The organism is Desulfocicer niacini (genome assembly GCF_054657595.1).
Window position 1 is genome coordinate 1 of record NZ_BAAHYK010000023.1, and the last position, 12,154, is coordinate 12,154.

Here is a 12,154-nt window from a genome sequence, read left to right on the forward strand (position 1 = left end):
CTCAAATTTTATACCTTTTAGATTGTACTATGTTTGAATCCTAATGTTTAAATCACTGGCTTGTCCATGTGAATTGGTTTGTTCAGCAGCCCAGGGAAGTGGGGTGGAGAATTCACTTTAACTGCCGCTGAAGTGTTGCTTCAACAATAGCATAAAATCAGACACTGGTTCCGCGCTGCGCGCTCCCCACATCCACGGCGTTAAAGCCGACTGTGATTCTCACCCTTTAACAGCCCGTCCCATTAGCACATTTTAAAATTTAAAATGGAATTTCATTGTTATTTTCTTCGATATGCCCTCGATCTTCATCCGTTTTGATATACTCCCACATTTCGTTCTGATGCAACCAAATTAGGTCAGCATTTCTTGAGATAAATTCATCTACATCCATTCCATCAATCATGGGACGTCTTTTTACTCTAACTTGTTTGCCATTCATGAACACCCACTCATATTTTTTTCGGCGTTCGGCCTTTTCAACTTTTATAGCCCGTTTTTGCGCTGTTGTGAGTTTGTTTTTGATTTTTGACATTTATCAACCCATTCCGGGAATAGATGAATGGCTCCGTCGACGGATACGCTACTGGAACCAGTGGGTGAAAATTCATTACCCGGCCACGGCCCGGTAATTTTAATGAACCGCACTATGCGGACCCGCTTGGGGGGTGGTGCGGAGGCTGGGGGATTAACCCTCCTGGCTACCCGATTAACTGGCATTTTTTTGCAATCATAGTAGAAATAAAAGAAGACCACACTTCATCGGGTTCCCATACTGAATTCATTGCTTCAAACGCCTTTTCTTTTGATTTCTTTTGCTTAATGAGATAATACAAACCTAAAAAAGCAGTAACTCTCATATTTGCCGCACAGTGTGCATGGACTTTTTTGTTTTTATTGGATTCCATGGCTTTAAAAAACGATTCCAAGTCATTTTCTGTCGGGTCGTCAAACTGTACCGGAATATGTATGTATGTCATTCCAAGCGACGCAACCAAGCCAGTTTCATCAGGTAGAGAGTACCGAGCATCATTATGAAGTGCAAGGTTGATAATAGTATCATATCCTTGATTCGCAAGCGCCGATATTTGGGACTCTGTCGGCTGTCCTGAAGTCGAAAGTGAAGAATCTATTGATAGAAAATTAAATATATCTTTAATTTTGTCCATATTTTTGAATGCCTGTTAATGCCGAGTTGATAAGCGACCCACGTGGACTGTCTGCTCCAACTCGTTGTTCAATGTACTGCGGCACACGTCAAACGCATACTCAACGACTTGTTCAGTGCGCCGCGGGCGCACTGAACGCCTCAATCATCGGGCCAGCTATCACTCTTATTTGGATAGAACATGACTCGTTGTAACGTCAGCAATCAATTTGTTGCCAGCGCCAGTGACAGTTGTGCGCACGATATTTACCGTTTTGCCACGTTTAACAAATTCCGATTTTGCGATAAATTCGCCGCTTGTTTGGTTTGAGGCTAAATTCGCATTCAGGTTGATAGCCAAAGGAAAGCCCTGCATGCCTTCTTCAACTTTAACACCACCCATAACCAACACTGTGGCTGTCACATCAGCAAACCAAAGTATCGCCCCAGCATGAGCTACGCCGAATGGGTTTTTGATGCCTTCGGACACAGGCATCACTGAAATCACGGTACTTTCCGAGTGCTCTTTGATTGTAAACTCAATGTTTCCTTTTACTTTCATACACGATCTCTTTTAATCCCAGAAGCTAAATTCCAATTCAAACTCACCAAATTGTAACGGATACGCTACTTTTAAACATCTGCGGTTTCATCCATAGCACGTTCGTTGTTGAAAATTGTTTCAAGAAAGAGTCAACCATAGATGCGACCCCTTTTTCCGACCTTATCTGAACATCAATCGGCCTTGTTTCCACATAATTTAACTAAAGCTTCGCAGTTGAAAATTCAAGTTCATTTTTTGCAATATCATCTATAATTTCAAGCAAATGTAGGACAATATCAATATTACTTATTTTGGAGCTATCTTCAATAAAAATTATCTATAAAATCAATTGATTGCATTTTTTATAGATAATTTAACTGCGGAACTTGAGTTATTCTTTTATAAACGTACCGTCCTGATACTCTTTAAATGCAGTTGCCAATTCCTCCTGGGTATTCATGACAATGGGGCCTCTCCATGCCACTGGCTCCTGCAATGGTTTTCCTGTGAGCAGCAGGAACCTCAAGGGTTTATCAGAGGCAGTTACGGACAGATGGCCTCCTTTTTCAAAAAGAACCAGTTTACCATTTTCGATGGCTGTACCGTCTGTTGTCCCTTTGCCACCGATCACATAAATAAAGGCTGTATAGGAAGGCTCAACCTCATGGGTAAAGACCTGTCCTGGAGGAACGGTACAATCTAAAAATTGGGGGTTGATAACAATGTCGTCCATGGGTCCTTTTGTGCCGTTAATCGTTCCTGCAATGATTTTGATACGGACACCGTTCTGAATTTGAACCTCAGGGACCTGGTCTGCTGTAATATCACGGTATTTGGGTGATATCATTTTTTGGGATGCTGGTAGATTCGCCCACAACTGAAATCCGTGCATAGATCCATTCGCGTCTCCCTTAGGCATTTCCTGGTGAACAATACCGCTGCCCGCCGTCATCCATTGCACATCTCCTGAAGATATAATCCCTTTGTTGCCCAGGCTGTCCCCGTGTTCTACATCTCCTTTGAGGACATAGGTGATAGTTTCGATACCCCGGTGGGGATGCCAGGGGAAACCTTTCAGAAAATGTTCGGGTGTATCAGACCGAAAATCGTCCAACATGAGAAAAGGATCAAATGTCGGGGCTTCATTGTATCCAAAGACCCTGTTCAAGTGTACCCCTGCACCTTCCAAAGTGGGTTGACAAGTTAACATGAGTTTAATATTTCTTGCATCTGACATGACGTTTCTCCTGTTCATTGATGTTTAAATGAAAATGAACACACCGATTCTATTCATTTAATTCTTTTTTTATGGCAGCCATTCCCACAACAGCGAAGACTGCCGGCTCTGTCACGATGGACGGGGCAACATACTGAGAGGCACAGCCCACTGCAAAGCCCAAAACAGGTTCTTGCGCTGTCGTCTGGTCTGGAACTCTTCCTGTATTTCGGAACGGGCTGCCTCCATCTCTGCAGATGATGTGGAATAATTGTTGATAGCTTTTTGAGTCATTGAAATTCTGTGTCAGTCCAGTCCCAGTGATGGGGAGTCCTATCCCGATAGCCCGTGGGTAGTTCAAATTCGTTACCATACTGCTGGAAACAACAAGTCATAAAATCCGATTTATCAAATCTGTGACGAAATGCCAATATTGTTCTTGTATTGCTTTTCGGAAGAAGATTTTCAAAAAAGGCAGTACTGATAGCCGGAGCAAATTTTTCTTTTCTACAGGGAAATGAAAGAGAAACAGGTAAAGCTTCTTTTTCTATCCAATCTTGAGAATATTGAAAGACGACATTACCCTTTTTGTGGCGATCCAATGTACCGGCCAATCGTTTATTCAGTATGATTTGTAACCCGCCTGTCATTTTTCATTCTCAATTGAATGTGGTGTTACATATAGTTTTAGACCTAAAGCGCGAAGCAACACAAAAGTTTTGTCCATCTGAATGGTCTCTTTTCCTCTTTCCACATCACTAATGAACTTCACACTTGTACCTGTAATATCTGCCAAATCTGATTGTCTCATCTTCTTTTTTTTTCGGGTGTCTTGAATGGCTTTCCCAAGGTATTTAACCAAACGGACATGGTAGGGGTATTCTATATCTTCTCTCATACAAAACCTCAACTTAACCGTACAGTTAAAAAACATACAAATTGACAATCTACACCGTACAGTTAAATCATCTAATCGTCAATCTTTTTTCACCGAACGGTTAAATAAAACCATGGATCAATCAATTTTAGGGGTTGACTATAAGGTGGGGCACTATACGGGAGTCAGAGCACTATCTCTCACAAATACTTGTATTTCTTTATCTTTCATAGTGCCATCACAAGGTGGCCGACGTTATGATCAAGCCCTTAATGTTTACTCACGGGCTTGTCCACATGCAGTGGTTTATTCAACGACCCGGGGAAGTGGGGTGGAGACGTCACCCTAACACAAAATATCATCGGGGCTCCCTTTTAGCCATTGCCAATGAAGAAAAATGAAAATATAAAACTAAAAAAGAGATCTCTCTTTACTTGAAACAGTTCATCCGTTGTCAAGAAGGTCCTTATTCCACGTGATATTCAAAGGCGTTGGAATTTATATTTCAGTGCCTTTTTTGTTTGATTTTGCATGACCGACGGTGTCGTTTTATGCTAAGTAATAGTTAAAATATACTCACAGACACCATTTAAATGTAAACTGGCAAATAAAGGATGCCAAAAATCTCATGGAGAAATTGATAATAAAAGATGCTCTTAAGGTTTTTTCAGGAAATTCCAATGAACCCCTTTCCCGGGAAATATGTGAGGCTATGGATATTCCCCTGGGACACCTTGCCATATCCAAATTTTTCAATGATAATATTCATGTACAGGTTCAGGATAATGTCCGGGAAAGGGATGTCTTTGTCATTCAATCCTTTACCCATCCGGTGAGTGAGTATATCATGGAGCTGCTGGTGACCCTGGATGCACTCAGGAACGCATTGACAAGGCGGGTGACCGCTGTAATTCCCTATTTCTCCTATGCAAGATCAGACAAAAAGAATGCCTCCCGCATTTCCATTGTGGGGCGACTCATGGCGGATTTGCTGAAAACGGCTGGTGCGAACCGGGTATTGACCATTTTACAGATTGTCCCGGCTTAGGTGGGTAGCCCACCAAAATCTATAGTTGCAGTTCAAAATATTAAAACGGGAGTGCCCCCTATGAGGCGTAATATTCTGATCCTTGGCCTTGTTGTCGCCTGCTTTATTACAATTTTGAGCTTTCGGGTTGCCGAGGCAGGGGAACAGGGATCACTTCGGATTATTGAAAACGATTGGCCGCCATACTATTTTAAAAACAAATCCGACAAACTGCCCGGTTTTGCCAGAGAACTTTTGAGTATTTGTATATCCCGGCTGGGATATCGGGCAGAGTTCACCTTTTACCCGGTTAAACGAATGTATGCCTATCTGGAAAGGGGTGAACTTGACATCTCCATTTTTTCCCATAAAAAATCCCGTGAAGATCTGGTCTATTTCGGCCATGAACCGCTGTTTGTCTCTGGGTATCGGCCCGTGGTGCGTTCAGGCAGCGGCATTGGGATACTCAGCCTGGCTGATTTTGATGATCTAAAGATCGGACATCTGGCTGGACTGAGATACTCTGAAGCGTTTCTGACCTATATTGATAAGCGTCGTAAAGCAGGTACCCTCATCACCGGGACCACGGGAGATTCATGTCTCCGGATGCTCACGGAAAATATCATCGATATTTTTGTGGATTCCAAGAACACGGTGCTGTGGCGTGCGCAGCAGACGGGGATTACGGAAAAAATCACAATCCTTGACTATGATATCCAGACCAGCCGTTATTTTGTCACAGTCTCGAAAGCATCCCCCCGCATTGCCGACAAACCAGGTTTTCTGGAACAAATGGACGACTGCCTGCGAGTCATCAAAAAAGACGGCCGCTATCGGGAGATAGCCCGCAAATATGGGCTTTAAGGAAATTATACTTGTCATACTTACATAACATGAAGCTTCGTACTACAATCTGCTTGGTTTTTTTGGCAGGCTTTCTAATGCCGACAATCATTGCCTGCTTTCTAACCATCCAAGATCAACGTCATGTTCTTACTGCCGAACAGAACAAGGATCAGGCACGCACAGTCCAGGTGCTTGCCCTGGGCTTGAGTGAAGCGGTCTGGACCCTGGTTCCCGGGATGGGTGAACCTCTGGTAGACGCTGTCATGGCCGACAGCCGTATCCTGCGCATATGGGTGGACTGCGAGGAAGGTCCATTCATTCGACGGACCCAGGGGAGAGCTGAAAAAGGTCACATCCAAACGATGAAAAGCCCCATTTCCTATCACGGCAAGCTCATCGGAGAGGTGTTAGTTGATATTGACACAAATCCCATGGAAAGGATTCTGATAAAACAGGGCATCCGGTACCTATGGGTCTTTCTGGGGCCGTTTTTTTTGAGCACGGTGATCCTGTTTTGGGTATTGAACCTGAAATTTCTGAAACCCTTGGACAGACTTCTTCTGCAATCCAAAGATCTGGCCGGTAAAAAGCTCGACCAGAAATTTTGTTGGACCCAAGATGACGAAATGGGGATACTGGGCCAGAGCTTCGAACAGACACGCCAGTCTTTGGCAGCGCTTTTTCAGGAGTTGGAACAGACTAATATACGCATCGTGGGTCAGGCGGCTGAATTAACAACAACCAACGAAAGCCTGCAGTTAGAAGTGGCTGAACGGTTCAGGATCGAGGCGGCGTTAATACATCATCAGGAGAGGCTTGAAGAAATCATCAGCCAACGGACGGCCGAGTTGACCACATCCAACGAGGAATTGAAGCAGGAAATCAAAGACCGCCTGCGGGCAGAGACAGAGCGCAGGGAGATTGAAATCAAACTTCAACGTGCTGAAAAAATGGAAGCCCTGGGCACTCTAGCCGGGGGGGTAGCCCACGATCTTAACAATATTTTGTCGGGAATTGTCAGTTACCCTGAGCTGCTCCTAATGGACATTCCCAAGGAGAATTCGCTCCATGCTCCCCTGCTGATGATCCAGCAGGCAGGGGAAAGGGCCGCAGTTGTTGTGCAGGATCTCTTGACCTTGGCACGGAGGGGCGTTACAGCTAATGAAGTTCTGGACTTGCTCACGGTTGTTTCGGACTATCTGGATTCGCCTGAGTACCGCAAACTCTTGGAATCACACTCCGGTGTCAAGGTGGAAACGGATTTCAACGATAGGGGATTGAAAATTAAGGGATCACGCGTACATATCGCCAAAACGGTTATGAATCTGGTTGCCAATGCCGCCGAGGCCATCCCGGAAATCGGTACTGTTCGAATCACCATTTCCCCCCATCACTCCGACGCAGTTGACTTGGCCGACAAGGCCATGCCGGCGGGTGATCTTCTCATGTTGTCCGTATCGGACACCGGATCGGGAATACGAAGCGAAGATTTAGAGCATATTTTTGAACCTTTCTACACAACAAAAGTCATGGGCAAAAGCGGTTCCGGTCTGGGCATGGCCGTTGTTTGGGGTACTGTAAAAGACCATAACGGCCACATTGATATCCAAAGTAAAGTAGGGTTCGGGACAAACGTTACTATTTATTTTCCGGCCGGTGAATATGCAAAATCTCCTAAAATCCAGGAAATACCGGAAAGTATCGGCATGGAAAATAAAAGGATTTTAGTTGTTGACGACCTTGAAGAACAACGAATTATCACCGTAAGTATGTTGAAAAAGATGGGATTTCAAGCCATGGCGGTTGCAAGTGGGGAGGCGGCACTCCATGTTTTAACGGAACGTCGCTTCGACCTGTTGATACTGGACATGATGATGGAACCGGGTATGGATGGGTTGGAAACCTATCGCCGCAGCCTCAAGCTTAACCCGGATCAACAGGCCGTGATCGCATCCGGGTACAGCAAGACAGACCATATAAAGGAACTGCGAAAGCTCGGCAATTGCGGCTACATCAAAAAGCCCTTTCTTCTCAATGATCTCAAGCGGGTCCTTCGAGATGCTCTGGAGACATCGTGAAGTACTATACTATGGGAGGCGGTTAATTTAAAATGTGCTTGATGGGATGATCAGGCCATATATCCTGATGTCATGATGATCCCTGTCAATTTAATTGATCCCTCCCTGTCAGGTAGAATCTGCAAAGGCCACAGGTGTCGGGTTTAAATTTCCGGGCAGCTTTTAAGCAATGTTTGCAGATGCCGTGGCCTCAGAAACCACCACCCGGTTCCGCCCGTTGTTCTTGGCCTCATAAAGGGCCTGGTCCGCCATGTTAAAGCATTGCTCAGCAGTGGTGTCTTCCCGGGGAATATTTAAATAAATTCCCGCACTGATGGTGAAGTTAATCTTCCGGTCACCATGGGTGATATGGCTGTCTTGCATATATCTGCGCAGATCATCAGTATAGGCAGCGATCTTTCGGGCGTCCTTGCCCGTGCATATAATGGAGAACTCCTCACCGCCGATCCGGCACACGATATCTGAACGCCGCTGGAACCGTTCCATAAGGATTCTGCCAAATCGTTTTAGGCATTTATCTCCGGCAGGATGGCCATAGGTGTCGTTGATGCTCTTGAAATGGTCAATATCAAGGATGACAACCGAAAAGTGGATGGCACTGCGCTTGCATATGTCAAACATCCGCCGGAATTGCTCGTCAAATGTCCGCCGGTTAAAAAGCCCGGTCAACCCGTCGGTACTGCTCAACTCCTCTAAGGCATGGTTTGCCTCGACCAGCTTTTGGTTGAGCTTGCGTACTTTTTGTATCCAGAACAAGGAAAGGAGCACCATGACGGAAAGTACTCCCAGGATCTTCCAGAAGGGGGAATAGTCAAATTTTTGCTCCACCTTTACGCTGAGCCATTGATCCAGAATCCGGGACTTTTCCTGGTCAGACACGGACATGATAAGTTTTTGAAAAATTGCCCCCAACAGAGGCTCGTCACTCCGGGTGCCGATACAGGGCTGCCAGTCCATGGGCATTTTACCTGCAATTTTGACATCCACGATTTTCTCCTGCCGCAAATGATAACCGATACTGGTCATGGTTTCGATAAAGCCAAACAACTCTCCTCTCTGTAGCTTTGCGATACCTTCCGGATCGTTGTCCACCGCCACAAGGGACATGCGGGGATAGGCGGATTTAAGCCTTTCATAAATAGGTGAAGCCCTGATGACCCCCATGGGACGATCCATAAATTTCCTAACGTCGTCAATGAAGGGCGCATTAACAGAGGTGGCGATAACATTGGGGACGGTAAGATAGGGGCTTGTAAAATCCATGTACTGCTGCGTTTCATCTGTTTTCATGACGTCCATACAAAAATCGCACTTCTTCTGCCTGATCAACCGGTACAAGTCCGCCCAAGAGTCGCACTTCTCCACAATTATGGCGATGGGCAGCTTCTTGCCCAAAAGCACCATCAAATCAGCACCGATCCCTGTGTAACGGCCGTCGTTGCCGACCTTTCCAAAGGGCAGCCGGTCGGAGAGCACGCAAAGAACCAGTTTTTTCTTTTTTTTCAGATAGGCCAGCTCTTTTTTCGAAAACCTGAGCATGTAATCTGAAAAGCTCCCGGTTCTGGGAGAAAGCCAGGTGTTTTCAAGCATCTGCCAGTCTGCGGCGGACAGGGATTTTAAGGCCTTATTAAGAATGCTGTCCAGAGGGGCCAGGTCCGGCCGGACACCGAAACGTAGATCTTCAGGCGGCACCCCTTCAAAGCCAAGCTCTCCGGCAACCACCAGATTAACCAACCCAAGCTTGCGGATGTAGTGGTTTCCGGTATTAAGCGGAGAGACCACAGCGTCCAGATCCCCAAAGGATAAGGCCTTCATCATGGCGGAGTGATTGTCATATTCACGCAAATGGGGGCCGACAGCTGGGGATAGCGCCTCTTTATAAAAGACATCTGTGGTAATGCCCACAGAAAGGCCTCTCAAGCTGTTGACATCTTTGTAGTCTCTAAACTCGTTCCTCACAAAAACCACTGTTGGAATGGCGTGATAGGCATCCGTATACCGGGTAAATTTTGTCCGTTCTTTGGTATAGGAAATGTTGGCCGTGGCTTCCAACTGGCCGGTTTTAAAAAGATAAAGCACCTTGGACCAGTCATCCACAACATAGGAAAATTTTATTCCGGTCTTTTCGGAAATGATATCCAGAAGGGACGCGGTATAGCCCGCCTGGCGGCCCTGGCTGGTAAAGCTGAAGGGAGAAAAATCCGCCAGCATCCCCATGGAGACAATCGGGTGATCTTGAATAAAAGCCTTTTCCCCATCGGTCAAAAAAAGCTTGGAATCATCTTTGTTTAGATAGGGATATTGGCTCCACTTGCGGGTCAGAGCCGTAAGTGTTTCCTTTGGGACCGTCTTCAACAATTTGGTCAGAATCGAATGGAGCCGGGGTTCCTTTTGAGATACGCCCAGCCGGTAGTCCTCCTCTGTGACTCCTTCTATCTTAAAGGGCCCGGCTACTCCCAACCCGGTGAGGTTATTGTCCCGGGCGATGAAATGTCCGGTTAATTCGCTGGACACCACCGCATCTATCCAGCCAAAGGAAAGGGCCTTCATAAGTGAGATATAATCGTCATACTCGTGAACCTCGATCAAATCTTTCAAGCGGATGGCATCGGCGTAATAAATATCTTTTATGATACCGACCCTTTTCCCCTTAAGACTCTTCAACCCCGAAAAGGGGGAGGGAATTTCCCCGGTCCGCATGAACAGGACAAGCTTTTTAATGTGATAAGCCGGGGTGAAGCGCAGCCATTTGCTACGGTCCTCGGTAAAGGAGATCTGATCAATGACATCCAGTTCCTCTTTTTTGAAAGACGAAAAAACATTGGACCAGCTGCCTAGAACAAAGTTGAATTTCAGCCCTGACTTTTGTTCCAAAAGATGAAGCAGGTCAATGGAGAACCCGTTAATTCTTCCCTGGGAGTAAAATGAATAGGGGGGCTCGTTATCAATAACACCAATGGTCACCTGCTTTTTTTCCTGAATGTACGCTTTTTCCTCAGGCGTCAACGCCTTTTGGTTTTCCGTTGCATGAACAGTGACGGCAATACCCATCAAGGAGAGAGCCAGAATTATTTTAAAGATGTGAATCATCAAAGCACAAAAATTCCTTAAATTTGTTTATACATATCAATGGATTGAGGATAATTTGCCGCAGGATAAACATTTGCGTCATCTTCCTTTGGAGCAAATATCGGAAGGCTTATAGTCATACAGAGAAGGCAAACTGCTATTTTCGCAGCTTTTGCATTGATAACGCTGCTTGGCCGATTCAGTATCATCAAAACCTCTTCTGATAACCCTATGGGACTTACAAAATGGACACGTCCTTCCTTCTGGCCAGCGCAGTTCTCGCACTGTGTCGTAACACTGGGCATCATCAATCAAATTTTTTATGTTTACTTGCACTTGCTGAGCTCCGGTCAAAGATTTAAAAATGAAAAATTATCCTATAGCACATCAAGACCCCGGAATCCAACATGAGCCAAACGAAATTGCAGGGCAGTCCAATGTGGGCATTCGAATAAAGGAGCAGGATATTCCTGTGAAGGATGCGGTCCTTGGCATGTGCGAGCTGCTGGGGTTTGATCCCCTTTACATTGCCAATGAGGGAAAATTGCTGGCCATTGTTTCGCCTGGGGATACCGATGAGGTGCTCACGGCCATTCGGCAGAATCCCTTTGGTAAAGATGCGGCGGTGATAGGAGAGGTCACGGCCAAAGATCCGGGCCGGGTGTTCCTGGAAACCATCATTGGCGGGTCCCGTATAATGGACATGCTGGCAGGGGACCAGCTGCCCCGGATCTGTTGATATCCCGTCAGACCTCACAGGCATCGTTGGCGATTGGCACAATTAGGTGGAGGCGTTGGCTGAAGTCAAGGCGTTTGGATCTGTAGCCGTTGGCATTCAGATCATAGTCCGGATAATGCGTTTTTGCACAGTCAGGACACAGATGGGTCGGCTACATATCATCCTTAATCCGTGGGCAGCACCACAATGCTGAGCCAGAAGTTCTCAATGGATTTAACCACCTTGAGGAACTGGTTGAAATCAAGGGGCTTGGATATATAGCAGTTGGCATGCAGATCATAGGAATTAAGAATATCCTCCTCTGCCCGGGAGGTGGTCAATACCACTACAGGAATCCGCTTCAGGGCGCTGGATTCTTTGATTTCCGCCAGTACCTGTCGACCGTCTTTTTTGGGCAGATTCAGATCCAGCAGGATCAGGTCGGGCCGGGGGGCGTCGATATGGTCGTTCCGTTTCAGCAGAAAATCCATGGCAGCCTCACCGTCCCCCACCACATGCAGGTTATTTCTCATCTTGGTGGATTCCAATGCCTCTCTTGCCAGGTCCACATCGCCGGGGTTGTCCTCCACAAGAAGGATTTCAACCGGTTTTACATATTGTTCTGAACTCATGAT

Annotated in this window: 13 protein-coding genes; 4 read left to right on the forward strand and 9 right to left on the reverse strand. The window is 46.0% G+C overall.

The window, feature by feature from the left end:
* Window positions 1-259 precede the first annotated feature (259 nt).
* The 6 genes from ACYQ2M_RS13510 to ACYQ2M_RS13535 form a co-directional block, all read right to left on the reverse strand.
* Window positions 260-532 carry a hypothetical protein gene (locus ACYQ2M_RS13510; RefSeq protein ID WP_459916882.1) on the reverse strand — a complete coding sequence of 91 codons (273 nt, stop codon included), beginning with the start codon at window positions 530-532 and terminating at the stop codon, window positions 260-262.
* A gap of 166 nt (window positions 533-698) precedes the next feature.
* Complete coding sequence (locus tag ACYQ2M_RS13515) at window positions 699-1,166, reverse strand: protein tyrosine phosphatase family protein (protein WP_459916883.1); 468 nt, start codon at window positions 1,164-1,166, stop codon at window positions 699-701.
* 165 nt (window positions 1,167-1,331) lie between these two features.
* Window positions 1,332-1,706 (reverse strand): PaaI family thioesterase, encoded by a 375-nt coding sequence (locus tag ACYQ2M_RS13520; protein WP_459916884.1) that lies wholly within the window; start codon window positions 1,704-1,706, stop codon window positions 1,332-1,334.
* A 373-nt stretch (window positions 1,707-2,079) separates the two neighbouring features.
* On the reverse strand, window positions 2,080-2,925 hold the full coding sequence (locus tag ACYQ2M_RS13525; RefSeq protein ID WP_459916885.1) for a pirin family protein: 846 nt from the start codon (window positions 2,923-2,925) through the stop codon (window positions 2,080-2,082).
* A 269-nt stretch (window positions 2,926-3,194) separates the two neighbouring features.
* The gene (locus ACYQ2M_RS13530; protein ID WP_459916886.1) at window positions 3,195-3,554 is read right to left on the reverse strand and encodes a HipA N-terminal domain-containing protein; all 360 of its coding nucleotides are present in this window, start codon (window positions 3,552-3,554) and stop codon (window positions 3,195-3,197) included.
* Window positions 3,551-3,802: a helix-turn-helix domain-containing protein gene (locus ACYQ2M_RS13535; protein ID WP_459916887.1), complete on the reverse strand. Its 252-nt coding sequence runs from the start codon at window positions 3,800-3,802 to the stop codon at window positions 3,551-3,553. Before ACYQ2M_RS13535 ends, ACYQ2M_RS13530 begins: the two co-directional genes overlap by 4 nt.
* Window positions 3,803-4,409: 607 nt before the next feature.
* Between ACYQ2M_RS13535 and prs the strand changes: the two genes are divergently transcribed.
* The 3 genes from prs to ACYQ2M_RS13550 all read left to right on the forward strand — a co-directional run bounded on the left by prs (window position 4,410) and on the right by ACYQ2M_RS13550 (window position 7,732).
* Window positions 4,410-4,829, forward strand: coding sequence for a ribose-phosphate diphosphokinase (prs, locus tag ACYQ2M_RS13540; RefSeq protein ID WP_459916888.1), 420 nt, complete (start codon window positions 4,410-4,412; stop codon window positions 4,827-4,829).
* Between the two features lie 60 nt (window positions 4,830-4,889).
* Complete coding sequence (locus ACYQ2M_RS13545; protein WP_459916889.1) at window positions 4,890-5,672, forward strand: substrate-binding periplasmic protein; 783 nt, start codon at window positions 4,890-4,892, stop codon at window positions 5,670-5,672.
* Window positions 5,673-5,749: 77 nt separating this feature from the next.
* On the forward strand, window positions 5,750-7,732 hold the full coding sequence (locus ACYQ2M_RS13550) for a hybrid sensor histidine kinase/response regulator (protein WP_459916890.1): 1,983 nt from the start codon (window positions 5,750-5,752) through the stop codon (window positions 7,730-7,732).
* A 162-nt stretch (window positions 7,733-7,894) separates the two neighbouring features.
* On the opposite strand, the gene ACYQ2M_RS13555 is transcribed toward ACYQ2M_RS13550, so the two are convergent.
* Together ACYQ2M_RS13555 and ACYQ2M_RS13560 are read right to left on the reverse strand one after the other, a co-directional pair.
* Window positions 7,895-10,822 (reverse strand): transporter substrate-binding domain-containing protein, encoded by a 2,928-nt coding sequence (locus ACYQ2M_RS13555; protein WP_459916891.1) that lies wholly within the window; start codon window positions 10,820-10,822, stop codon window positions 7,895-7,897.
* A gap of 78 nt (window positions 10,823-10,900) precedes the next feature.
* Window positions 10,901-11,137: a transposase gene (locus ACYQ2M_RS13560; protein WP_459916892.1), complete on the reverse strand. Its 237-nt coding sequence runs from the start codon at window positions 11,135-11,137 to the stop codon at window positions 10,901-10,903.
* 28 nt (window positions 11,138-11,165) lie between these two features.
* On the opposite strand from ACYQ2M_RS13560, the gene ACYQ2M_RS13565 reads away from it, so the two are divergent.
* Window positions 11,166-11,540 (forward strand): AIR synthase-related protein, encoded by a 375-nt coding sequence (locus tag ACYQ2M_RS13565; RefSeq protein ID WP_459916893.1) that lies wholly within the window; start codon window positions 11,166-11,168, stop codon window positions 11,538-11,540.
* Window positions 11,541-11,704: 164 nt separating this feature from the next.
* Here the strand turns inward: ACYQ2M_RS13565 and ACYQ2M_RS13570 are convergent, their stop codons facing one another.
* A complete protein-coding gene (locus ACYQ2M_RS13570; protein ID WP_459916894.1) occupies window positions 11,705-12,151 on the reverse strand; it encodes a response regulator in 447 nt (148 codons plus the stop codon).
* Window positions 12,152-12,154: the final 3 nt, after the last annotated feature.